Here is a 22,295-nt window from a genome sequence, read left to right as displayed (position 1 = left end):
GTTGCGATCACTTTAAAAACCGCGTCCGCTGGTGCCTAATGACGACTTCTGATTGAGCGATAACTTCCAGTCATCCCATGATTGCCGCCCTCCCCTCCATTGTTTCTCGCCTCAGGCTCAAGCAGCTGCGGTTACTGATTGCGCTGGATGAGCAGGGCTCGCTGCACCGCGCGGCCGAGCAGGTCTTCATCAGCCAACCTGGCGCGACCAAATCGCTGCATGAGATCGAAAATACCTTCGGAGCCGAGCTCTTCACCCGCAATAGCCAAGGATTGGTGCCCAACGATCTGGGCCGCTGCGTGATCCGCTACGCCCGGTTGATTCACAGCGACGTGGCGCACCTGCGCGAAGAAATGGTGGGAATTCTGCAGGGTCATGGCGGCCGGCTTTCCGTTGGGACCATCATGGGTGCCGTACCGATGCTGATGCGCGCACTCGGCCAGTTGCGGCGCAAGCAGCCGGAGCTTTCGGTCGAGATCGTCGAGGATACGAGCGCGCGGCTGCTGGGTCTGGTCGATCAGGGCCGGCTCGATCTGGCGATCTGCCGCAGCAGCGTCAGCCAGCGCCCGGACGCCTACGACTGTCTGACGCTACACCCAGAACAATTGACGGTCGTGGCCCACCCAGACCATCCGGCGCGCGCCGCCACGCTCGAACTGGCCGACCTTAGCATCTACCGTTGGGTGGTCTACCCAGCGAACATGCCCATGCGCCTGCTGCTCGAACGCGAGTTCAGTCAATGTGGGCTGGAATTCCCGCGTTACCCGGTCGAAACCGCCTCGACCTTCACCATGCTCAGCCTCTTGCAGGAGGATCCCGAACTGGTGGCGGTCATGCCATTGGCCGTGGCCGAATTCAGCGAGAGGTTCGGCATGATCCGCCGCTTGCCATTGAATCTGCAGTCACGCAGCGAGCCCTATGGCGTGATAGCCCGCCACGGCAGCACGCTGTCAGCAGCGGCGCAGCTGCTATTGGAAGAATTGCAGACCGAGCAGCTGTCGGTCTGATCGGTTCGCCGCTGGAGTAGGCTCAGGCCCGATCGTTATGCCCCATATTTCGCTCCGGGTCGATCTGGTCCCGCACCCGCTGTTTCAAGATCTTGGCTTCAGGAAAGCCGCCGTCCAGCTTGCGCTCCCATATCTGCACACCGTCGCAGGTGATATGAAAGGTCCCGCCCGTTGCGGGCACGAGCGACACCTTGCCGAGGTCATCCGTAAAGGTTGAAAGCAGCTCCTGAGCCAGCCATGTCGCGCGCAGCATCCACTGGCACTGGGTGCAATAGGTGATCACAATTTCGGGCTTGGTATCGGCCATGTCGAGGCGCTCGGGTAGCTGACGGGCCCCTATAATAACCGCCATTTCACGTCAGTCCGTCCGGTGTGCCTTCATGTCTCGTCTCCTCTTTCTGCTGATCCTGCTCGTCCCCCTGGCAGGCTTTGCCGAAACCCAGCCGCGCACTGGCCTGGTCCTTTCCGGCGGCGCCGCGAGGGGCCTGGCGCATATCGGCGTGCTTAAGGCGCTGGAAGAACAAGGCGTGCAGATCGATGCAATTGCTGGCACCAGTATGGGGGCTGTGATCGGCGGCTTGTATGCCGCTGGCTACAGTGTCGATGAACTGGAAAAACTGGCACTCGAACTGGACTGGCAGCAGGTGCTTTCCGACGATCCTCCGCGCGAGGACATCCCCTTCCGGCGCAAGCAGGACGACCGGGACTTTCTGGTCAAACGCAAGCTGAGCTTTCGCGACGATGGCAGCCTCGGCCTTCCGCTTGGTGTGATCCAGGGGCAGAACCTGGCGCTGCTGCTCGAACGGCTGTTGGTTCATGCCAGTGACATCCGTGACTTCGACCGTTTGCCAATCCCGTTCCGCGCTGTGGCGACCGATATCGCCAATGACAAGAAGGTCATTTTCCGTAGCGGCCACCTACCCCAGGCCATCCGCGCCAGCATGTCGATCCCGGCCGTCTTTGCCCCGGTCGAAATAGATGGCCGGCTACTGGTCGATGGCGGGATGGTCGACAACGTTCCGATGGATGTCGCTCGAGACATGGGTGTGGACCGTCTGATCGTAGTGGACATCGGCACGCCACTGCTGCCGCGCGAACAGCTGCTAACCGTCGTCGATGTGCTCAACCAGTCGATCACCATGATGACCCGGCGCAACTCCGAAGCGCAGCTGGCCACGCTGAGACCGGAAGACCTGCTGGTGCAACCGATGCTGGCAGCGTTTGGGTCGACCGATTTCGGACGAGCCGAACAGCTGATCGATGCGGGCTATCGTGCTGCCGATGCGCTGGGTGGTCGGCTGGCTACCATGCGCAGCGAAAGCGGCGGCAACCTTTCGCTGAGCCTCGCCCGTTCGGCCGAACCGCGCACTCCGCTGATTACCGCCGTTCGCATCGAGAACGATTCCAAGGTCGGCGATGCAGTGATACGCCGACACATCCGCCAGCAGATCGGCAAGCGGCTGGACGTGCAAGACCTGCAAAAGGACATGGGCACGCTGTACGGACTCGATTACTTCGAACAGGTCGAGTACCGAATCGTCAACGGTAAACCCGGCAATACGCTGGTCGTCACAGCCCGAGAAAAGCGATCCGGCACCGATTACTTGCGTCTTGGAATCAACCTTTCTGATGATTTTCGCGGCGACAGCGCATTCAACATCGGCGCAAGCTTCCGCAAAAACGGCATCAATGAATTGGGTGCCGAGTGGCTGACGCGTCTGCAACTGGGCGATCGTCAAGAATTCTTCAGTGAGTTCTACCAGCCGTTAGACGCTGGCTCCCGCTGGTTCGTCGCACCGAACCTCATTGCGCAAGCGCAGAACGTCGAGGCTATCCTGGATAACGACCCTATCGCCGAATACCGCCTGCAGCGCTATGGCTATGGGCTAAGTCTGGGTCGACAGATTGCCAATAACGGCGAAATCCGCTTTGGTGTGGGGCAAGCCTGGGGTGAAGCTGATGTTCGCGTCGGTGACCAGCAACTGCCAGACTTCTCATTCGAGGAAGGTTACTACCAGCTGCAGTATTCGTTCGACACGGTGGACGACGTCGACTTCCCTCGTGAGGGCGAGGACATCGGACTTACCCTTCGCCAGTACGATCCTAGTCTGGGCTCCGATAGGCGCTATCGTCAGTGGGAGTTTCGCCTGGACAAGGCCTTCAGCTTCGGCCTGGATACGTTGGTATTTGGCGGACGCTACGGACGAACACTGGATGATGCCGAGATCGTCACCTCAAGCTTTCTGCTCGGCGGCGCGCGGCAATTGTCGGGGTTCCGGCAAGACGCCCTGTCCGGCCAGAACATCAGTCTGGCACGCATGATCTATTACCGCCGAATGACACCCCGCTCGTTTCTGCCGCTGGATTTCCCGCTCTATCTGGGTGCGTCACTGGAGCGTGGGCGCGCCTGGAACAACGACAACGCGTTCGATAGCGGCTATATCAACGCAGGCAGCATCTTTATCGGCTACGAGACACCGCTAGGGCCGCTGAATTTCAGCTACGGTCTGAACGACGAAGCTGAGCACGCCCTGTATCTGAATATGGGGCGAAGTTTCTGATCGCTGCGCCCCTTTCTAACCTGCTCCGTTAGGCGATCAGTGCAAGCAACTCGTTGACCTGCTGCCGCTGCGCTGCATCTCCCTCAGTCGCGAGGGATTCGAGAATGATGCAAGCATTCTCCATGTCGCCCTGCTTGATATACGCAACGGCCTGGTTGAGACGGACCAGGTGTTCGGGATTCGGCTCGAGCTGGCGAAGTTCTTCCGTTGTCGGTTTCGATTCGACCGGCTCCGCATTGCCGAGCAACGATGTCAGCTCGCCAAGCGTCAATGCCTCATCGAAACCATCAATCAATGGCTGAGCGGGGTACGCCTGTACGGCCTCCACCGCTGAAGGTCGCGGGACGGGTTCAGGAGCAGAGTCCAGAAAGTCTACCGCCAGTGACTCGTCCAGAACAATGGTGATATCCGGATCCAGGAACGGCTCAGCTACTGCTGGTTTGGCGACAGAAACCGCCGAAGCCAGCGCGGGATGCAACGCGAGCAGCTGATCGAGCAGTGCACGCTCGCCCCCCGCCTGCAGATAGGCGTCGGCAGCCACGCAATAACTGGCGACGTTGCCGACCTCAGCAAGAAGCCCGAGATGGCGAAGACGAATATCGAGTTGCGTCGGCGCCCGCTCGATTCCGCGCGACAGCACGTCAATCGCCTCATCGCGGCGGCCATAGGTGATGTAGATATTTGCCGCTTCAAGCACGTCAGTCTCGCTGACAGAGGCATGCGCGGGCTGGCGAGGCATTTCCGGCGCAGCTGCGAAGGCCACCGGCGGCACACGCGTCGGCTGGGGAGCGGCAACTGCAACGGGCACCGCATCTGGATATTTGGGTTCGGATTTTTTGCGGCGACTGAACCACAGGCCACCCAACAACATGGAAATCAACACTCCGCCGCCGGGCAACGTCCAGTTCTGCCATCGAAACGACGAAATAGCCTCGGTTGGGGTCGCCTCAGCTGGCGGCAGCACGATCGGCTGAGCCTCCGGCATTATCGCTGGTGCCGGTTGCGCCACGGCTGGCGAAGCAATCGCCTGCGGCCGCCCCTGCTCCACCAATTGTGCAGTAACGGCTTCGAGCTGAAGCCGCATGTCGATCAGCATTTGCTTGAGCTGCTGATTCTCTTCACGGCTGGCGGCCAGCTCTTCGAACAGCTGACGACGCAACATGGCTACCTGATCGTCGACAAGTGCCGGATCGGCAGGCGCCGGTGCAGTTGGCTTGGCATCAGCTGTCAGCTGGCCCTGCGTGGTGGTCTCGGCTATCGGCGCTGGCGAAGCGGGCTCTACGAACCCTGCAGCGGCTTGTATGGCTGCATCTGGCAACAGCAGATCTGCCCCCGCCTTGAGACGCGCCGCATCACCATCGGCAAAGGCATCGGGATTCAAGGCCTGAATGTCGCGCATGAATTGCGCCTGTGACGCCTGGGTGCCATCTGCGTAGGCGCCGGCGATAGCCCACAGGCTCTCCCCGCTAGCCACCCGGTGACGCTTACGCTGAGACGCTTGCGGCAGCTCGGCAGGCGGCACGAAACGCGCGGGTTCGACACGCGCCGGCCGAGCCTCGGCTTGCAGATCATTCACGACGAAACTGCTCGAACCCTCGGGCGAACTTGGCATCGGATCAAGCAGAACCGTGTATTCACGGAGCATCCGGCTCTTCGCCCGGGTGATCTCGACCAGGAAGTTGAGATAAGGCTCGCGGACGGGCTTATTGGTCGCAACGCGGATCCGGCTCCGGTTACCGTCGATAACCGGCGTGAAGCGCAGATCCTGCAAAAACGCCAGGCGCTCGACGCCCACACGCGCAAAGTCTGCGTTAGAAGCCAACACCACGCGGATGTCATCGACGCCCAGATCGCCTACGTCCAATAGGTCGATTTCGGCACTCAGCGGTTGATTCAGGGCAGAGTCGAGCGTGATGTCGCCCATACCTAGAGCGGAAACCATGCCCGAATAGATCAGCGAGCCAGAGGCCACCGTTAACAAGACTCGACGACCGAGTGCCATGAAACCTCCGCAGGTGGCGTTCGGCGTGTTTCTTCGCCGGTCCACGGTTCGATTACTGAACTGTGACGCGGTTATCGACTGATGCGGAAAAAATTAGAGGCAGTTCGTCGGCGTGCGCGCGAAGGCATTGTGCCATCATTTGCAAAACATAGCCTAGCGTCAAAAGACAAACGGCAGCTGAAGGCAGTGCCTGAAATCAGGCGGCTTATGCACGCGCTTTAGAATGTTGCGTAGACGCCCGGCGCGCCAACCTAGCCATAGCCAGATCGCGCGCAGGCCTGTGCGTAGGAACGTATATGGCAGGGCCGCCTTAACGCTTGGCTTTTACAAGGTTCGCCAAGATGCGTTCATGTACTTGCTGGCACTTGCGCAAATCTTCTTCGTCAATCCCGTCGAAGAGTTCGTGGCGAACCTGAGTGGAAATCGCCTCGATTCTTTGGATGAGCGGGCGCGCTGGGGCACCTAGCGTAATGAGTTTGGCGCGGCGATCACCGGGAGCCGGCTGGCGATGGACTAAACCTTGTGCTTCGAGACTGTCCAATAGCCTCGCCAACGTTGGCCCCTCGACTGCAACACTTTGTGCAAGCTCCCGTTGTGTAGGGTCGTGGTCAAATCGGGCCAGATGCAGTAGAACCAACCATCGCGCCTGAGAAAGGTCTAGATCTGCTAGACGACGGTCCAGCTCGGCGCGCCAGCCACGCGAAAGTTGAGCCAACTGCATGGCGAAGCGATGTTGGTCGGGATACATGGAGCGGTCTTTCCGGAAAAACTAATTATTAGCGAGCTAACCACAGCTCCGAGAGGCTGGCAAGGCTACCATCGGCCCGGTACGTAACCCTGTATTGCGGCGCACCGCGCTAGCCCGGACAGCGGACAAGCGCAGCGGCAATACGCCGCACCCCTAGACTGACTGCTAGAGCTCGAATTCGGCTTGCAACGATGCTCGCACGCAGAACAAAACCGGCTCGGGGACTCGTCCGGCAAACTGTTCAGCAACGGCCGCAACCGGAGGTAATTCCCCTTCGCCATCGAGGAAGGCTTCCTGGATTTCCCCGAGCAACTCCTCTGGCAGGTCTAGCGCCTGCTCAAGGCTCAACTGCTGCTGGCCTATGGCTTCGGCAAGCATGGCGTAGACGTTCTTTTCGCTGCAATCGAGTTGCCGTGCGATCTGCGCCGGCGTCATGCCCGCGCGGGCCAGAGTGATCAGTTCGTGGCGAACATCGGCTGGCGATTTGGCCGCTGGTGCCGTGCCTTGCAGCACTTCAAGAAACGCTTGGCCGTAACGGTCGAGCTTGCGTGCCCCAACACCGCTGATGCGCGCCATATCGCTGAGTGTGCCGGGTTGGCTGCGAAGCATCTCCAGAAGCGTCGCGTCCGGGAAGATGACGTAAGGCGGCACACCATGCTCCTCAGCCAGTTTACGGCGTAGAGTGCGCAATGCTTCCCAGGTGTCACGCTCTTCGCTGCGCACCAGCTGACTCGCTGCGCTCGCGGCGGACTTCGGCGCCTTGGTGGACAGCTCTCGACGCAGCTCCAGGGTGACCTCGCCCCGGAGCAAAGTACGGCAGCTGTCGCTGAGGCGAAGGCCACCGAAACCTTCCAGATCGACGTCGGCTAGCCCGCGGGCGACCAGCTGGCGAAACAGTGATCGCCACTCCCCTTCGGACAACGCCTTGCCTACGCCGAATACCGACAGGTGCTGATGACCGAGGCTGCGGATCTTTTCGTTGTCTCGCCCAAGGAGGATATCGACCAGGTGACCAACACCGTAGCGCTGGCCGCTGCGGTAGATCGCCGACAGGGCTTGTCGCGCCGGCTCGGTGGCATCCCATGTCTGCACGCCGTCCACACAATTGTCGCAATGCCCGCAGGGCTCCGGCATATCCTCATCGAAGTACGCCAGCAGCACCTGACGACGGCAACGAGTTTCCTCACAGAGCGAGAGCATCGCGTCGAGTTTGTGCTGCTCGATGCGCTTGTGTCGCTCGTCGCCTTCGGAATTGTTGAGCATCTGCTTGAGGAAGATCACGTCTTGCAGCCCGTATGCCATCCAGGCGTCGGCGGGTAAACCATCGCGACCCGCGCGGCCGGTCTCCTGGTAATAGGCTTCCAGCGATTTCGGCAGATCCAGATGAGCAACGAAACGTACGTTGGGCTTGTCGATGCCCATGCCGAACGCGATGGTCGCAACCATGATCAGGCCTTCCTCATTGAGAAAGCGCCTCTGGTGAAACGCCCGAAGATCATTCGGCAGGCCGGCATGGTAGGGCAACGCCGGAAAGCCCTGTTCGGTAAGAAAGGCGGCAATGTCATCAACCTTCTTGCGCGACATGCAATAGATGATTCCGGCGTCACCGCGGCGCTCGGCAAGGAACGCCATGAGCTGCTTGCGAGGCTGCTCCTTCGGCACGATGCGATAGAAGATGTTTGGCCGATCGAAACTTGAAAGGAATCGCTCGGCGTTCCCCAGATGCAAGCGCTGGACGATTTCTTCCCTAGTGCGCTTGTCAGCCGTGGCAGTCAGCGCAATTCGTGGGACGCTGGGGAAAAATTCAGCCAGCTGGCCGAGCTGCAGGTACTCAGGACGAAAATCATGTCCCCACTGTGATACGCAGTGCGCCTCATCGATGGCGAACAAACCGATCTGCAAGCGCTGCAAGAACGCCAGCATGCGCGGCTGAACCAGCCGCTCGGGCGCGAGATAAAGCATCTTGATTTCGTTACGCCGCAAACGGTCGGCAATGTCGCGCTGCTGTTCGGGCGTCAAAGTCGAGTTGAGCGCAGCCGCCGCAACGCCCAGTTCCTCGAGCGTAGCCACCTGATCGTCCATCAACGCGATCAGCGGCGACACCACTACGGCCAAGCCGTCGCGAAGCAACGCCGGCACCTGATAACAAAGCGATTTACCGCCGCCGGTCGGCATCAGCACCAGCGCATCGTCGCCGTCGGCTACGCGCTGGATGATCGCACCCTGGTTGCCACGAAACGCGTCGTAGCCGAATACATCTTTGAGAATGCGCTGTGCCTGATCGAGCATGCCGGTCTCCGAAACAAGACGCGCGAGTATACGCGACACAGCCGTCCGGTTCAGGCAGAACACTGCTCCTGCGATAGTTGGGTGACCCACGGCGGCACGGCGGAACTCCGGGCGAAATTTTCAATCAGTCGAAGACGAAGTGGCAGGAAATGCCCGCAGCCGCCGCAGCGTCAAAGCGCGCGGTAGCCTGAGGCCTGCGGCTCGTCTAGAATCAGCGCTGTTTTCTCTCCAAGGTAGCCATCGATGTCCTTCGCCGAGCAACTCGCCCGCCTGCAAGTGTTTCTGGATGCAGATGATCTGCACGAAGAAGCCCTCGATTACATCGCCGCCCATGGCTATCTCACCGCCTTGTGCATCTGTTCGGAACAAGTGCCGGAACGCGAATGGATCGACGCGCTGTTTGCCGAGCCGCCAAAATATGCGGACGACACCGAGCGCGAAGCCATCGAGGCGACGCTGATCCAGCTCAAGGCACACATTGCACGGCAACTGGCCAGTGATGAAGACATGGAGCTCCCCTGCGAACTCGACATGGGCGACGAGCCAGACGAGTCCGACCTGCGCGGCTGGTGCATCGGCTTCATGGAAGGCGTGTTCATGCGCGAGTCGGTGTGGTTCGAAGATTCCGAAGAGGAAGTCAGCGAGCTGCTCTTGCCGATCATGGTCGGATCAGGTCTTTTCGACGAGCAACCCGAATTCAGCGATATCGCCACAGATCAGAACCTGGTCGCGGAGATGGTCGAGCAAATTCCAGAGATCCTTACGGCGCTGTACCTGATCTGTCACGCACCTGAAGAGAAGCCCGCGCTTCTCAAACCTCGCAAGCACTGACGCCGGACAGCCTCTTGGCTCACCGCGATATTCCAACGTATCGCAATCCAGTAGCACGTTATGTGCTGCTGGTGATCGGTTGGATAAGCGTCACGCTCGGCATCATCGGAATCTTCCTGCCGGTCCTGCCAACCACGCCTTTTCTTCTTCTTGCTGCTGCCTGCTTCGTCCGTAGCTCTCGTCGTTTCTACGACTGGCTGGTGACACACCCCCGGCTAGGTCCTTGGTTCCGCGATTACTTGGAAGGTAAAGGCATTCCACTCAAGGGCAAGGTTTACGCCATTACGACCATGTGGATCAGCATCGGCGTCTCCTGCTGGCTGGTACCGATGTTCTGGGCGCGTATCGGCATGCTGACCAGCGCAACGCTGGTCAGCCTCTATATCCTCCGCATGAAAACGCTCCCTGCCCGCTGAGAAACCTCAGTTCTCACGGCCATGATTACGCTGGTAGGTTTCTTGGCCCATCGCATCTATCTGCGCCTCGATCAAGGCTTCAAACGGACGAAGCAATCTATCGAACCGCCCCTCGCCCTCCAGTATGTTCAACGCGGTGACAATTGCCTCGAGGGTTGAAAGCGCACCTGGCGCCGGCGCCTTCCGCAAGCGGTAACGGGAGACAAGCCCCGTGGGCAGTGAAACGCGAGGCAAGGTCGCCAGCTCGGGATTGAGATGCAGCATTTTGCGGGCCTTTCGCCAGGTGCCATCGGGGACGACCAGTCGCAACGGTTTCTCACCCTGAGCCAGGCTTTCCAGCGGAATGGCATCGTCCCCCGGAAATAGCAGATAGTTGTCACGCTCATCGGCTGGAACGCTGACGACTTCGCCCACCACCAACTTTGCACTGCGCAGCCCCAAGACGGCCAATCGAGCCGTGTTGAGCGCATGCGCGGTTTCGCTGGGGTGCTGCAGGATGAGTACCTGCGTCTCGCTAGTCAGCGAGGGGATTAACGGGCACAAGCAGTGGCTGGAAGGCCGCTGACAGTATTGGCATTGCGGACGGGACATGACTTCTCCTGTGGTCGGCGAAGTCTGCCATATCGCACGCAACGGCAGGCTATGCTGGTCCCACTCACTGAAAACTGGGAGGCAGTCGCCAATGATCACGCTCCACCATCTGGAAAACTCTCGCTCGCAACGTGTGCTGTGGCTGCTAGAGGAGCTGCAGCTACCCTACGAAATCAAGCGTTACGCCCGGGACCCGAAAACCATGCTGGCGCCGCCCGAGCTGAAGCAGGTGCACCCGCTGGGCAAATCCCCTGTGATTACTGACGGCGACCTCACCCTCGCCGAGTCCGCAGCCATTCTGGAGTATCTGGTCGAACACTACGGCGAAGGCCGGCTGGCGCCCGCTGCCGATACCCCGGACTACCTTCGCTTCCGTTATTGGATGCATTACGCGGAGGGCTCGGCAATGCCGCCCCTGCTGCTACGACTGGTCTTCGATCGCGTCGCCAACGGACCGATGCCATTCTTCATCCGGCCCGTGGCCCGAGCGATCGCCAAAGGCGCCAATCAAGCGTTCATCGGCCCGCAGCTCAAGCTGCATCTGGACTACATGGAAAGCGAGTTATCCAAGACGCAGTGGTTCGCGGGCGAAGATTTCACCGTCGCGGACATTCAGATGAGTTTTCCGCTAGAAGCCGCTCAGGCGCGCGCAGGCCTGGACGCCAGTCGGCCAAACCTGACGGCATTCTTGAAACGTATAAGAGAGCGACCCGCTTATCAGCGCGCCGTTGAAAACGGTGGTCCGGTAATGCCGGGGCGCTAAAGCTACCGCGCCCGGCCCGCCGAGGTCAGCGACGCTGGGCCGCTGCTTTGTCTCGTTGCGCTCGTACCGGGATCGGCTGCAAACGAGGCGGTTCGACAAACCCAAGCGCCACTGCCAGATTCCAGCACACACTATTGAGCAATGCTTTCATGACTAACCCCTCCTGCTTGATACGGGTTTTGGTGGAGCCCTGGGACTTCGAGATCAGCATAACCCAACAATCGCAACATAGCCTGCGAGAGGTGTTGCAGAGTATTCAGCCAACGCGCCGTTCGTCCGGCTCTTATGAATAGCGACCCGCGCTGTCCGAAAGCGTTCGCCTGGCGCGACTACTGGGCAGTCTGCATTTTGCGACGATACGGAAAGACATCGATCACCTTGCCGTCGCTGATTGCCTGCTGCAGGCCCTTCCAATAGTTAGCGTCGTAGAGCTCTCCATGCAGCTTCGCGAACAGCCGGCGCTGCCCGATATCGGCAAACAGAAAGCGAGGGAACTCCTCCGGGAACACATCGTTGGGCCCTACGGAATACCAGGGTTCAGATGCCATTTCATCTTCGGGGTATCGAGGCTCGGGTATATAGCGGAAATTGACCTCGGTGAGAAAGCATATCTCGTCGTAATCGTAGAACACGACGCGGCCATGGCGGGTTACACCGAAGTTCTTCAGCAGCATGTCACCGGGGAAAATGTTGGCAGCCGCCAGTTGCTTGATAGCCAGCCCGTAGTCCTCCAACGCTTCATGGACCTGCTGTTCGCTTGCGTTTTCCACGTACAGGTTCAAAGGGGTCATTCGCCGCTCGGTCCAGCAGTGACGCACCAGTACCGTATCGCCTTGGACCTCGACCGTAGAGGGCGCGACCTCAAGCAGTTCAGCGAGGCACTCTGGTTCGAATTTAGCTTTTGGAAAGCGGAAATCGGCGAACTCCTGCGTGTCCGCCATGCGCCCTACGCGGTCGACACTTTTCACCAACCGGTACTTTTCCACCACCGTCGCACGGTTAACGTTCTTGGTATGGGAAAAGCGATCCTTGATGATCTTGAACACGGTATTGAAGCCAGGCAGCGTGAATACGCTCATCACCATCCCACGCACGCCGGGCGCCATGATGAAGCGGTCGTCAGTGCTAGCCAGATGGTTAATCAGCGCCCGGTAGAACTCCGATTTACCGTGTTTGTAGAAGCCGATCGAGGTATAGAGTTCGGCGATGTGCTTGCCGGGCATGATCCGCTTGAGAAAGCCGATGAACTCCGCCGGGATAGAAACTTCCACCATGAAGTACGAGCGGGTGAAGGAGAAGATGATCGAAACTTCCGCCTCATCGGTAATCAGGGCATCGGCGACCAATCCATCGCCTTCCCGGTGCAACAGCGGGATCACCAGCGGCCATTGCTCGTCGCAGGTGAAGATGCGCCCCACAAGATAGGCGCCTTTGTTGCGATACAGCACCGAGGTGAAGAGCTCGACGACGAGTTCCGGATCCTTGCAGACCCAATCGGGTAAGGACACCTGCAGCTGAGTCTCGAGCCGCTGCAAATCTCCTTCCCGATCAGCGTACGGCACGTCGAACGCAAAATCGCTGAGAATCTGTTCGAGCACACCGTGCAGATCGCCGCTGGGTTGGTAGCGCCGCGTCTGGGCCATTCGCTGGGCGCGGTTAGCCGGCCGCGTGGTGTGGATGAACATGGTGCTGTCATTGATGCAGTCATGGCTGAACAAGGTACAGAAGATCGAGTTGTACCAAGTTTCCGAAAGCTCATCGTCAAAGCGTGGATTGATCAGTCCAATGTATTCATCCTTGACCTGTGGCCAACGGTTCACGTCGAGCAGAACCCCTGGTTCCACAGCAGAGCGCAAGGCTGCCGCTGTCTCGCTGACTTTTTCTTCGTACAGGTTGATACGCGCTGCCGATGCACGCTGGGCATCTTGCCACCGGGCTTGCTCGAAGCGTGCCCGGGCGCCCTCTGTGATCAACCTGAAATGTTCGCGGTAGTCATCGAAGCCCAGAAGGATCTGCTGGGCGATCTCGAGGTTCGGCGAATGCTGCGCCATATCATTTATCCCGCTGCATGAAAGCGTCGAGCTTATCCACAGCAACTTCTCAATGAAAGCGAGTCAGCTCAACGGGCGTTTTGAAAGCGAGTTTAGAGTTGTCAGGCGAGCCCGCCTCACCAACACTGACGACTCGACCGCCGGAGCTCTGCTATGCGACTTCTCGACCTGTTGCGTCTGCTCAGTCTTGCCGCTATCTGGGGTGCCAGCTTTCTCTTCATGCGAATCATCGCGCCGGAGCTTGGCACTTTCCCCACCGCTTTCTTCCGTGTGCTGTTCGCTTGCATTGGCCTGCTGGCGATTCTGGCGCTCATGCGGACCCGCTGGGATTTTCGCGGCAAACTTAAGCTGTGCCTGATCCTGGGCATGATCAACTCAGGCATTCCGTTCGCTCTCTATGCCTTGGCGGCGCAATTCCTACCGACTGGCTATTCGGCGATCTTCAATGCGACCACACCGATGATGGGCGTACTCATCGGCGCATTATTCTTCGCCGAAGCACTGACTGCAGCAAAACTGCTCGGCGTGCTGTTCGGCCTGAGCGGCGTTGCATTGCTGACGCGCACCGGTCCTGTCGCATTCGACCTACAACTGTTGATCGGCGCACTCGCCTGCCTCGGTGCAACCGCGTGCTATGGATTTGGCGGCTTCCTGACCCGACGCTGGATCAACCAACATGGCGGTCTGACCAGCGAACTGGTCGCCTTTGGAAGCCAGGTCGGAGCGGCACTATGTTTGCTGCCCCTTTTCGCCATTTCTTTGCTGACAGCACCGCCTGTTTCCTGGGGTGGCAGCACCGTCTGGCTAAGCCTTGCTGGCCTCGGCATCGTTTGCACGGCCTTTGCCTACATTCTCTACTTCCGCCTACTTGCCGATATCGGTCCGGTTCGAACGCTGACGGTGACGTTCATCATTCCGCCGTTTGGGGTGCTATGGGGAGCTCTGTTTCTGGGAGAACCGCTGGACTGGGCCTACGCCTACGGTGGCGCGCTGATCGCCGTGGCGCTCTGGCTCGTGCTGAAACAGCCACCATCCGCAGTTGAGGCTGCGCCCCAACCCCAACGCGGCTAGGCGGGTTTGGCGCCGCGCGCCCGGCCTCTGGTGGTGGCTGCGCCAGGCTGCAACACATCCCGGCGCAGCGTTTATTACTGCTGCAGCTCTTGCTCGCCGAACATATCGGAGAACAGCATGGACGACAGGTAGCGCTCACCTGAGTCGGGCAGGATCACCACGATGTTCTTGCCCTGCATTTCCGGCTTTTCGGCCAGACGAACCGCCGCCGCCATCGCAGCACCGCAGGAGATCCCACAGAGGATGCCTTCTTCGCGCATCAGGCGCAGCGCCATGGCCTTTGACTCATCATCATCGACACGCTCGACCTGATCGACGATCGACAAATCCAGATTCTTCGGCACAAAGCCGGCACCGATCCCCTGAATCTTGTGCGGACTCGGTTTGACTTCTTCGCCCGCCAGGGTTTGGCTGATTACAGGGGAGCTGACCGGCTCCACCGCAACGCTCAGGATCTGCTTGCCCTTGGTGTTCTTGATATAGCGCGAAACGCCAGTGATGGTGCCACCCGTTCCCACGCCCGCCACCAGCACGTCGATACTGCCTTCGGTGTCGTTCCAGATTTCCGGCCCGGTGGTTTTTTCGTGAATGGCAGGGTTAGACGGATTTTCGAACTGTTGAGGCATGAAATAGTTGTCAGGATCGGATGCTGCAATCTCGGCGGCTTTCTCGATCGCGCCTTTCATGCCTTTTGCCGGTTCAGTGAGCACTAGCTCAGCGCCGAGCGCCTTCAATACCTTGCGGCGCTCCAGACTCATCGAGGCCGGCATGGTCAGCATCAGCTTGTAGCCACGCGCCGCCGCAACGAAGGCCAAGCCAATGCCCGTGTTCCCAGAGGTCGGCTCAACCAGCGTCATACCTGGCTTTAGGCGTCCCTTTTCTTCGGCATCCCAGATCATCGCCGCGCCAATCCGGCACTTGACTGAATAAGCCGGGTTTCGACCCTCGATCTTGGCCATGATGCTGACGCCCTTAGGCCCCAGACGGTTGATCATTACCAGTGGCGTGTTGCCGATGGTTTGCGCGTTGTCAGCGAAGATGCGGCTCATGACGGTATCCCTGCGATGAAAAAACCAAGACTGATCAGCCTAAGCGCAGTCTCTCGACTCGTCCAGCCGAACTCATAGTTGGCGATAAGGGTCCATCCAGAAGCAGAGCCGCCCATGTTTCCGCTCGATCAGGCCTCCAATGAAGACACGTTATCGCCGCCCGCTGTGGGTCTTGTTGTCACTTGCACTCCTGCTATTGGTTCTTCATCTGGCACTGCCCTACGTCGTACTTAACTACCTGAACGGCAAACTTGCGGATTTGGGAGACTACCGAGGCCACATCGAAGACGTCGACCTCGCCTGGTGGCGTGGCGCCTATCGGCTCGATGGTCTGGTGATTGACAAAAAAAACCAGCAAGTCCAGGCGCCGCTGTTTACCGCAAACGCTGTCGATATCGGTCTTAGTTGGCGCGCGCTGTGGAAAGATCAAGCGCTGGTTGGTGAGATCATTTTGGAACAGCCTCACCTGAACTTCGTCGACGGAAAGGAAAAGGAAAGCTCGCAAACGGGCGATGGGGTCGATTGGCGTGATCGTCTCAATGGTTTGATGCCGTTTACGCTCAATGAGCTGAAAGTCGTCGACGGGCAAGTCTCGTTTCGTAACTTCCATGCAGACCCGCCCGTTCATGTCTATGCCAGCGCGATCGACGCCAGCCTCTTCAACCTGACCAATACTGCGGATCAGAAGCAAGGGCGCGTCGCGCGATTCGAGGGCACAGCACAGTTATTCAATCAGGCACCGATGGAAGCCAGCGCACAGTTCGATCCCTATACAGACTGGGAAGACTTCCAGTTCAGCCTGCGTGTTACAGACGTCGATCTGACCAAACTGAATGACTTCAGCAACGCCTACGGAAGCTTTGATTTCGCAGGCGGCACTGGCGATCTGGTGATTGAAGCCGAGGCCACCGACGCTCAGCTGGACGGCTATATCAAGCCGCTGCTGCGTAACGTCGAAGTATTCAACTTCGAGCAAGACGTTAAGAACGAAGACAAAGGTTTCTTTCGCGGGATCTGGGAAGCGGTTGTTGGCGGTGGTGAGGAAGTGCTACAGAACCAGCGCAAGGACCAATTCGCCACGCGCGTAGAGCTGGACGGGAGTACCAAGAACACCGACGTAAGCCCTTTCCAGGCATTCATCGCAATTCTGCGTAACGCCTTCGTAGAGGCTTTCTCGGCGCGTTTCGAGCGCTCGCTGGGTGAAGATGAGGAGTAAGCGCGAACACCGACGGAACGGCCGCCCATTCAGTGACTGAATGATCCGCTCACGTTCACACTCGCGCGCCCATCACTTATAGTCGGTCGTCTAAATCAACATGAAGTGCCTGCGTGCCAGGCCCGATCCAAGGAAACTCCGATGAAGTTCGAAGGCACCCAGTCCTACGTCGCCACAGACGATCTCAAACTTGCCGTTAATGCGGCCATCACCCTGGAGCGTCCGCTCCTGGTGAAAGGCGAGCCGGGCACCGGTAAAACCATGCTGGCCGAGCAACTGGCTGAATCATTTGGCGCGCAGCTGATCACCTGGCATATCAAATCCACCACCAAAGCCCATCAGGGGCTTTACGAGTACGATGCCGTCAGCCGACTGCGTGACTCGCAGCTGGACTCCGACCGTGTCCACGACGTACGCAACTACATCAAGAAGGGCAAGCTGTGGGAGGCGTTCGAGTCCGAGCAGCGCGTCATCCTGCTGATCGACGAGATCGACAAGGCCGATATCGAGTTCCCCAACGATCTGCTGCAAGAGCTCGACAAGATGGAGTTCTACGTTTACGAGACCAACGAAACCATCAAGGCCAAGCAGCGGCCGATCATCATCATTACCTCGAACAACGAGAAGGAACTGCCCGACGCCTTTCTGCGCCGCTGTTTCTTCCACTACATCGCCTTCCCTGATCGCGACACGCTGCAGCGGATCGTCGACGTGCACTACCCCAATATCAAGAAGGACCTGGTGGCCGAAGCGCTCGATGTGTTCTTTGATGTACGTAAGGTGCCAGGCCTGAAGAAGAAGCCTTCCACCAGCGAGCTGGTCGACTGGCTGAAACTATTGATGGCCGACAACATCGGCGAAGCTGTCCTACGCGAGCGCGACCCGACCAAGGCGATTCCGCCGTTAGCCGGCGCCCTGGTGAAAAACGAGCAGGACGTGCAATTGCTTGAACGTCTGGCGTTCATGAGTCGTCGCGCCAGTCGCTGACCGGCGGCGGTTCACAGGAGCCGGACGCCTCACTTACTGGAGAAAGATCCATGCAAACGCATACCGGTAGTTGCCTCTGTGGCGTCGTTCGTTATCGCATCGACGCTCCGATCAACGAGCTGACCCATTGTCACTGCAAGATGTGTCGCAAAGCCCACGGTGCGGCTTTTGCCACTTATGCGGGCGTGCCGCTGGATTCGTTTCACTTTCTCTCCGGCAAGGATCAGTTGGGTGTCTATCACTCGTCCGACCATGTGACTCGGACGTTCTGCATTCGCTGCGGCTCCAACCTGCAATTCGTCGACAACCGCGAGCATGAGCTCGGCGTTGCTGCCGGCACGCTCGACTCGCCGTTGCCCGCCCCGCCTCAGGAGCACATTTTTGTGGGCTCGAAGGCGGACTGGTACGAGATCCGCGACGGACTCCCGACGCACGACGAAGACCGCTGACCATTAATACAAGGTGCCGCGATGACGGCACGCCTGAGGTTCTGCCATGTTGCTTGGCCTGTTCAATGAGATGCGCGCCGCCAAGGTTCCGGTGTCGGTGCGCGAGCTGCTCGATCTGATCAATGCGTTGAAACACAACGTCGTATTCGCCGATATGGATGAGTTCTATTATTTGTCCCGGGCGATTCTGGTGAAGGACGAGCGACACTTCGACAAATTCGATCGTGCCTTCGGCGCCTATTTCAAAGGCCTGGAAAATCTGGATCAGCATATCGAAGCCTTGATTCCAGAAGAGTGGCTGCGCAAGGAGTTCGAGCGTTCCTTGAGCGATGAAGAGCGCGCCAAGATCGAGTCCCTAGGCGGCTTGGACAAGCTGATCGAGGAGTTCAAGAAACGTCTTGAGGAGCAGAAAGGCAAACATGCCGGCGGCAACAAGTGGATCGGCACGGGCGGTACCAGTCCTTTTGGCTCCGGCGGCTACAACCCCGAGGGCATCCGCATCGGTGACGCAGGCAAGCGTCAAGGCAAGGCGGTGAAGGTATGGGATCAGCGCGAATACAAGAACCTCGACGATCAGGTCGAGCTGGGGACGCGCAACATCAAGGTCGCGCTACGCCGCTTGCGCAAGTTCGCCCGCCAGGGTGCGCAGGACGAACTGGACCTGGACGGCACCATCGACCACACCGCTAAAGACGGCGGCCTGCTGAATATCCAGATGCGCCCCGAGCGTCGCAATGCGGTGAAGCTGCTGATCCTGTTCGACATTGGCGGTTCGATGGATGCGCACGTCAAGGTCTGCGAAGAGTTGTTCTCCGCCTGCAAGACGGAGTTCAAGCACCTCGAGTACTTTTACTTTCACAACTTCATCTATGAGTCGGTCTGGAAAAATAATTTCCGCCGGACTTCCGAACGCACCTCGACCCTGGACCTGCTGCATAAGTACGGCGCTGACTATAAGGTGGTCTTCGTTGGCGACGCGGCCATGGCGCCCTACGAAATCACCCAGCCTGGCGGCAGCGTAGAGCACTGGAACGAGGAAGCTGGCTACGTCTGGATGCAGCGCTTTATGGAAAAATACAAGAAGCTCATCTGGATCAACCCTTACCCGAAGGACACCTGGGGCTACACCTCCTCCACCGGCATCGTCCGCGACTTGCTGGAGGACCGCATGTATCCACTAACCTTGAGCGGACTGGAAGAAGGCATGAAGTTTTTGTCGAAATAGGTCGCTATCGACCTTCAGCTGCAGGGACGCACCGATGAAAACACAGTTGGCCCTTTGGGCCGCCACAGCCGTGACGGCCATCTCCATGGCCGGTGCGCTACAAGCAGCCTTTGGCTTATCAGGTGAGCGTGCCATACATAGCATCGGTGCCAATGCGCCAGCGATAGCCCGCTTTGCGTTGGGCTATAAGCAGACCATCATCATCGTGAATCTAGCCGCTTCGGCTCTGCTACTGATTTGGTGGCTAACCGCAACGGCCAGGCCGACTCACCGACCCGCGTTGAGGCTGGCAAATGCTGCCTTCGGTAGTTGGATACTGGTCCAGATGCTGGTGATCTGGACGGCTGTCTTAGGCATTCTTCAGCAGGTCTCAGGATTAGCCGATGGAGAGCCTATTCAAGCTGCCTTACTGATCATTGGGGCCTCGTCGCTCAGATGGCTAATCCCGTCGACCTTCTTCTTGCCTATCCTTCAGTTAGGTTCGGGGGAATGGGCTTACCGGGTCACCGCGCGAGTAGCACATCTCCAAGGCGTCCGGACTATCGCTTCGACTGAAGCGGGCTAGCCGTACGACGGCGGCGTCGATAACGCTGTGGAAACAGAGCCTGGCGAAGCAAGACGAAGAGGCTTTCAATGATCCAGGCAAGCAACAGCGCGCAGCTTAGGCCCCAGGCGATGGCCTCGGGCGCCAACAGTACCTGAAAGCGGTAGCTATTCCATACCTGGCGTCTTATCTCACTGTTTGCCCCGACCAACACGTGCCAGGCCTGTGCGTACCAGGGCCCTTCCATGATCCGCCATTCACGATCAAGCAAACGTGCGCGCTCGACCAATGCCAAAACGCTGCGCGCATCGCTCTGAAACACCGCATCTTCGCTGGCTCGGTAATGCTCGACCAAGGCGTTCAGATCACCTTTGAAAAATCGCCCGGCTGTTTCCTGGAACCCAGCCAGACCCAGCTGCGCCTCTAGCCGACGCGCCTCGACGTGATCACTGTACGCATCGATGAAGCCCGGCACCTGAATACCGATGAGCAACCCAAGGGCAAACAAGGTCAGCCGCAGATAGCTTCTCAACATCATTGCACCTGCCCGCGCGCAACACACTCGCCCAGACGCCACAGCGTCCATTCGCCCGATTGATGAATATCCCACTGCTCGTTGTCGGTTAATGGCTCGGTTGCCAGTACCGTTACGACGTCGTTTGGCGTCGTCTCCGCGTTGAAGTCCACCGTCAGTTCGGCATCTTTCAGTTGCGCCGGGCCGAAAGGGGCGCGACGGGTGATCTGCGCCAGCTTGGTTGAGCAGAAACTGAACAGCCATTCACCGTTGCTGAGCAAGCAGTTGAATACGCCTTTGGTACGGTAACTGGCACAGGCATCGAGCAGATGCGGGACCAGATCCTCCGCAGCGACCCGCTCGGGAAAGTCGCCGCGTATGAGATTGAGCAGATCGCAGAATGCCGCTTCGCTGTCCGTATCCCCTACCGGCTGATAGAAGCCGCGCGCCGGGCTGAAATCCGCTAGTTGGCCATTGTGGGCAAAACACCAATGCTGCCCCCACAGCTCCCGGACGAAAGGATGCGTATTGACCAGCGCGACTTTGCCGACGTTGGCGTGACGGATATGGCCGATCACCACATGACTCTTAATCAGGTAATGCTGAACCATCTTCGCCACTTCCGACTCGCAGCTGGCCACCGGATCTTGGAACAGTCGCAGACCGCGACCTTCGTAGAACGCAATACCCCAGCCGTCCTTGTGTGGTCCAGTGCGGCCGCCGCGTTGCATCAGCCCAGTGAAGCTGAAATGGATGTCGGTGGGTACATTGGCGCTCATGCCGAGCAGTTCACACATGCGCTATCTCCCGATAGGTTTCTGCTGCGCCTTGGGCGAGAAAGGTTCAGTGTCAGAGTCTGGGTTCGGTCCGCGCCTCGTAGCGGTTCATCGGACGGTAGTCCTCTTCGTCGTCATCCTCGAGTCGTTCGCGCAGGGTACGAGGGTCCTCATGGCGCGATTCGCTCGGGTGCTGTTTCGCCCGCCGCTCGATCAGCCACCGTATAAGCACAAAAACCCCATAGGTCGCGAATGCAATCAAGCCGTAGAGCGCGAGGTCAGCCACGGCACGCCAGGCATTACTGCCGACCTTGAACAGCAGATCCAGAGCTGTGATGGCGACCGCCGGGGCGAATAGATCCTTGGCGGGATCGACGATGGTCGGCGTCAGCAGCAATACGGCCATGATCAGCCGCAACGGTTCGCGCAGCCAGCGCCACAGGGGACGGGTGATGCGCAACCAGACCAGCAAGCAGCCCAGCGCAGCGATACCGTAGGCAGACCAGGCAAGCAAATATTCATTGGCGGGTAGGAACATGGCGATCTCTGTACAGGCCGGAGGAAGCCCCGGCATTAACGCCGGGCATGATAACAGTCGTGAGCGACGGCACGGCTAGCCAACTGATGCAATGCAGCTGGCCATTGCGCATCCAACGCCGTATAAACCCTGAAAAAAAACGCGTTGCAGCCCATATCGCGTGCCTAGAAGCCATACTTGTAGCAACCGACATTTCAGGAGATTCATCATGATCTACCAGCATATTCTGGTCGCCACCGACCTGAACGACGATTGCCATCCTGTGGTCGCGCGCGCTCAGGCGCTGGCGACCGCCAGCGGTGCGAAACTGGCGTTGGTCCATGTCATCGAACCCATGGCGATGGCCTTCGGTGGGGACGTGCCAATGGATCTTTCAATGCTGCAACAACAGCAGTTCGACCAGGCCCGTGAGCGCTTGGCCGGGTTCGCCGATCGTTATCCGGGGCTAACCGCGGAACAACGCCACCTGGCCTACGGCCAGCCTCGTCAGGAAGTTCACCGACTCGCCAAGGAGCAAGGCTGTGATCTGGTAGTGGTGGGCAGCCATGGCCGCCACGGCCTCGCTTTGCTGCTCGGCTCCACGTCCAATGACATCCTGCATGGTGCGCCCTGCGATGTGCTCGCCGTACGCCTGAAAAAACCCGAGTGATTCGTCTCCCGGCCTGAG

22 protein-coding genes are annotated in these 22,295 nt (G+C 59.0%); 12 read left to right on the top strand and 10 right to left on the bottom strand.

Annotated elements, in window-relative coordinates:
- Window positions 1-77 precede the first annotated feature (77 nt).
- Window positions 78-1,007, top strand: a complete 930-nt coding sequence (locus C1896_09170; GenBank protein AZZ45067.1) for a LysR family transcriptional regulator — start codon at window positions 78-80, stop codon at window positions 1,005-1,007.
- 22 nt (window positions 1,008-1,029) lie between these two features.
- Here the strand turns inward: C1896_09170 and C1896_09165 are convergent, their stop codons facing one another.
- Window positions 1,030-1,314, bottom strand: coding sequence for a selenoprotein (locus C1896_09165; GenBank protein AZZ45066.1), 285 nt, complete (start codon window positions 1,312-1,314; stop codon window positions 1,030-1,032).
- A gap of 73 nt (window positions 1,315-1,387) precedes the next feature.
- Here C1896_09165 and C1896_09160 point away from each other — a divergent pair, with 73 nt between their 5' ends.
- Window positions 1,388-3,568 (top strand): hypothetical protein, encoded by a 2,181-nt coding sequence (locus tag C1896_09160; protein ID AZZ45065.1) that lies wholly within the window; start codon window positions 1,388-1,390, stop codon window positions 3,566-3,568.
- 28 nt (window positions 3,569-3,596) lie between these two features.
- On the opposite strand, the gene C1896_09155 is transcribed toward C1896_09160, so the two are convergent.
- From C1896_09155 to recQ, 3 genes are all read right to left on the bottom strand, one after another.
- On the bottom strand, window positions 3,597-5,570 hold the full coding sequence (locus C1896_09155) for a peptidoglycan-binding protein LysM (GenBank protein AZZ45064.1): 1,974 nt from the start codon (window positions 5,568-5,570) through the stop codon (window positions 3,597-3,599).
- A 310-nt stretch (window positions 5,571-5,880) separates the two neighbouring features.
- Complete coding sequence (locus tag C1896_09150) at window positions 5,881-6,318, bottom strand: MarR family transcriptional regulator (GenBank protein AZZ45063.1); 438 nt, start codon at window positions 6,316-6,318, stop codon at window positions 5,881-5,883.
- Between the two features lie 165 nt (window positions 6,319-6,483).
- On the bottom strand, window positions 6,484-8,607 hold the full coding sequence (gene recQ, locus C1896_09145) for a DNA helicase RecQ (protein AZZ45062.1): 2,124 nt from the start codon (window positions 8,605-8,607) through the stop codon (window positions 6,484-6,486).
- 243 nt (window positions 8,608-8,850) lie between these two features.
- Here recQ and C1896_09140 point away from each other — a divergent pair, with 243 nt between their 5' ends.
- Window positions 8,851-9,438: a YecA family protein gene (locus C1896_09140; GenBank protein AZZ45061.1), complete on the top strand. Its 588-nt coding sequence runs from the start codon at window positions 8,851-8,853 to the stop codon at window positions 9,436-9,438.
- Between the two features lie 14 nt (window positions 9,439-9,452).
- Window positions 9,453-9,854, top strand: a complete 402-nt coding sequence (locus C1896_09135; GenBank protein ID AZZ45060.1) for a DUF454 domain-containing protein — start codon at window positions 9,453-9,455, stop codon at window positions 9,852-9,854.
- Window positions 9,855-9,860: 6 nt separating this feature from the next.
- Here C1896_09135 and C1896_09130 read toward each other — a convergent pair whose 3' ends face one another.
- On the bottom strand, window positions 9,861-10,445 hold the full coding sequence (locus tag C1896_09130; GenBank protein AZZ45059.1) for a DTW domain-containing protein: 585 nt from the start codon (window positions 10,443-10,445) through the stop codon (window positions 9,861-9,863).
- A 91-nt stretch (window positions 10,446-10,536) separates the two neighbouring features.
- On the opposite strand from C1896_09130, the gene C1896_09125 reads away from it, so the two are divergent.
- A complete protein-coding gene (locus C1896_09125; protein ID AZZ45058.1) occupies window positions 10,537-11,208 on the top strand; it encodes a glutathione S-transferase in 672 nt (223 codons plus the stop codon).
- A 329-nt stretch (window positions 11,209-11,537) separates the two neighbouring features.
- On the opposite strand, the gene C1896_09120 is transcribed toward C1896_09125, so the two are convergent.
- Window positions 11,538-13,259, bottom strand: coding sequence for a bifunctional isocitrate dehydrogenase kinase/phosphatase (locus C1896_09120; GenBank protein AZZ45057.1), 1,722 nt, complete (start codon window positions 13,257-13,259; stop codon window positions 11,538-11,540).
- Between the two features lie 153 nt (window positions 13,260-13,412).
- Here C1896_09120 and C1896_09115 point away from each other — a divergent pair, with 153 nt between their 5' ends.
- Window positions 13,413-14,330, top strand: coding sequence for an EamA family transporter (locus C1896_09115; GenBank protein ID AZZ45056.1), 918 nt, complete (start codon window positions 13,413-13,415; stop codon window positions 14,328-14,330).
- A 74-nt stretch (window positions 14,331-14,404) separates the two neighbouring features.
- Here the strand turns inward: C1896_09115 and cysK are convergent, their stop codons facing one another.
- Window positions 14,405-15,379: a cysteine synthase A gene (gene cysK, locus C1896_09110; protein AZZ45055.1), complete on the bottom strand. Its 975-nt coding sequence runs from the start codon at window positions 15,377-15,379 to the stop codon at window positions 14,405-14,407.
- Between the two features lie 139 nt (window positions 15,380-15,518).
- On the opposite strand from cysK, the gene C1896_09105 reads away from it, so the two are divergent.
- The 5 genes from C1896_09105 to C1896_09085 all read left to right on the top strand — a co-directional run bounded on the left by C1896_09105 (window position 15,519) and on the right by C1896_09085 (window position 19,821).
- Window positions 15,519-16,595 (top strand): hypothetical protein, encoded by a 1,077-nt coding sequence (locus C1896_09105; protein ID AZZ45054.1) that lies wholly within the window; start codon window positions 15,519-15,521, stop codon window positions 16,593-16,595.
- 141 nt (window positions 16,596-16,736) lie between these two features.
- A complete protein-coding gene (locus C1896_09100) occupies window positions 16,737-17,582 on the top strand; it encodes an ATP-binding protein (GenBank protein AZZ45053.1) in 846 nt (281 codons plus the stop codon).
- 50 nt (window positions 17,583-17,632) lie between these two features.
- A complete protein-coding gene (locus C1896_09095; GenBank protein ID AZZ45052.1) occupies window positions 17,633-18,031 on the top strand; it encodes a GFA family protein in 399 nt (132 codons plus the stop codon).
- Window positions 18,032-18,077: 46 nt separating this feature from the next.
- On the top strand, window positions 18,078-19,256 hold the full coding sequence (locus C1896_09090) for a VWA domain-containing protein (protein ID AZZ45051.1): 1,179 nt from the start codon (window positions 18,078-18,080) through the stop codon (window positions 19,254-19,256).
- 34 nt (window positions 19,257-19,290) lie between these two features.
- Window positions 19,291-19,821, top strand: coding sequence for a hypothetical protein (locus C1896_09085; protein ID AZZ45050.1), 531 nt, complete (start codon window positions 19,291-19,293; stop codon window positions 19,819-19,821).
- Here C1896_09085 and C1896_09080 read toward each other — a convergent pair.
- From C1896_09080 to C1896_09070, 3 genes are read right to left on the bottom strand one after another with little or no spacing between them, the layout of a single operon-like run.
- Window positions 19,796-20,335 (bottom strand): DUF2937 domain-containing protein, encoded by a 540-nt coding sequence (locus C1896_09080; GenBank protein ID AZZ45049.1) that lies wholly within the window; start codon window positions 20,333-20,335, stop codon window positions 19,796-19,798. The two genes, C1896_09085 and C1896_09080, sit on opposite strands and share 26 nt — an antisense overlap.
- Window positions 20,335-21,111, bottom strand: a complete 777-nt coding sequence (locus tag C1896_09075) for a class II glutamine amidotransferase (protein AZZ45048.1) — start codon at window positions 21,109-21,111, stop codon at window positions 20,335-20,337. Before C1896_09075 ends, C1896_09080 begins: the two co-directional genes overlap by 1 nt.
- Window positions 21,112-21,163: 52 nt before the next feature.
- Window positions 21,164-21,628, bottom strand: a complete 465-nt coding sequence (locus C1896_09070) for an MFS transporter (protein AZZ45047.1) — start codon at window positions 21,626-21,628, stop codon at window positions 21,164-21,166.
- Window positions 21,629-21,836: 208 nt separating this feature from the next.
- Here C1896_09070 and C1896_09065 point away from each other — a divergent pair, with 208 nt between their 5' ends.
- Window positions 21,837-22,277, top strand: coding sequence for a universal stress protein UspA (locus tag C1896_09065; GenBank protein AZZ45046.1), 441 nt, complete (start codon window positions 21,837-21,839; stop codon window positions 22,275-22,277).
- The last annotated feature ends 18 nt before the right edge of the window (window positions 22,278-22,295 follow it).

Source organism: Pseudomonadaceae bacterium SI-3 (assembly GCA_004010935.1).
Lineage (GTDB): Bacteria > Pseudomonadota > Gammaproteobacteria > Pseudomonadales > Pseudomonadaceae > Stutzerimonas.
This window is presented reverse-complemented; position numbering and strand designations above follow the sequence as displayed.

Bases quoted from the DNA above. Each gene is read 5' to 3' on its own strand.
- C1896_09170 (AZZ45067.1), top strand. From the start codon at position 78: ATGATTGCCGCCCTCCCCTCCATTGTTTCTCGCCTCAGGCTCAAGCAG.
- C1896_09165 (AZZ45066.1), bottom strand. From the start codon at position 1,314: ATGGCCGATACCAAGCCCGAAATTGTGATCACCTATTGCACCCAGTGC.
- C1896_09160 (AZZ45065.1), top strand. From the start codon at position 1,388: ATGTCTCGTCTCCTCTTTCTGCTGATCCTGCTCGTCCCCCTGGCAGGC.
- C1896_09155 (AZZ45064.1), bottom strand. From the start codon at position 5,570: ATGGCACTCGGTCGTCGAGTCTTGTTAACGGTGGCCTCTGGCTCGCTG.
- C1896_09150 (AZZ45063.1), bottom strand. From the start codon at position 6,318: ATGTATCCCGACCAACATCGCTTCGCCATGCAGTTGGCTCAACTTTCG.
- recQ (AZZ45062.1), bottom strand. From the start codon at position 8,607: ATGCTCGATCAGGCACAGCGCATTCTCAAAGATGTATTCGGCTACGAC.
- C1896_09140 (AZZ45061.1), top strand. From the start codon at position 8,851: ATGTCCTTCGCCGAGCAACTCGCCCGCCTGCAAGTGTTTCTGGATGCA.
- C1896_09130 (AZZ45059.1), bottom strand. From the start codon at position 10,445: ATGTCCCGTCCGCAATGCCAATACTGTCAGCGGCCTTCCAGCCACTGC.
- C1896_09125 (AZZ45058.1), top strand. From the start codon at position 10,537: ATGATCACGCTCCACCATCTGGAAAACTCTCGCTCGCAACGTGTGCTG.
- C1896_09120 (AZZ45057.1), bottom strand. From the start codon at position 13,259: ATGGCGCAGCATTCGCCGAACCTCGAGATCGCCCAGCAGATCCTTCTG.
- C1896_09115 (AZZ45056.1), top strand. From the start codon at position 13,413: ATGCGACTTCTCGACCTGTTGCGTCTGCTCAGTCTTGCCGCTATCTGG.
- cysK (AZZ45055.1), bottom strand. From the start codon at position 15,379: ATGAGCCGCATCTTCGCTGACAACGCGCAAACCATCGGCAACACGCCA.
- C1896_09105 (AZZ45054.1), top strand. From the start codon at position 15,519: ATGAAGACACGTTATCGCCGCCCGCTGTGGGTCTTGTTGTCACTTGCA.
- C1896_09100 (AZZ45053.1), top strand. From the start codon at position 16,737: ATGAAGTTCGAAGGCACCCAGTCCTACGTCGCCACAGACGATCTCAAA.
- C1896_09095 (AZZ45052.1), top strand. From the start codon at position 17,633: ATGCAAACGCATACCGGTAGTTGCCTCTGTGGCGTCGTTCGTTATCGC.
- C1896_09090 (AZZ45051.1), top strand. From the start codon at position 18,078: ATGTTGCTTGGCCTGTTCAATGAGATGCGCGCCGCCAAGGTTCCGGTG.
- C1896_09085 (AZZ45050.1), top strand. From the start codon at position 19,291: ATGAAAACACAGTTGGCCCTTTGGGCCGCCACAGCCGTGACGGCCATC.
- C1896_09080 (AZZ45049.1), bottom strand. From the start codon at position 20,335: ATGTTGAGAAGCTATCTGCGGCTGACCTTGTTTGCCCTTGGGTTGCTC.
- C1896_09075 (AZZ45048.1), bottom strand. From the start codon at position 21,111: ATGTGTGAACTGCTCGGCATGAGCGCCAATGTACCCACCGACATCCAT.
- C1896_09070 (AZZ45047.1), bottom strand. From the start codon at position 21,628: ATGTTCCTACCCGCCAATGAATATTTGCTTGCCTGGTCTGCCTACGGT.
- C1896_09065 (AZZ45046.1), top strand. From the start codon at position 21,837: ATGATCTACCAGCATATTCTGGTCGCCACCGACCTGAACGACGATTGC.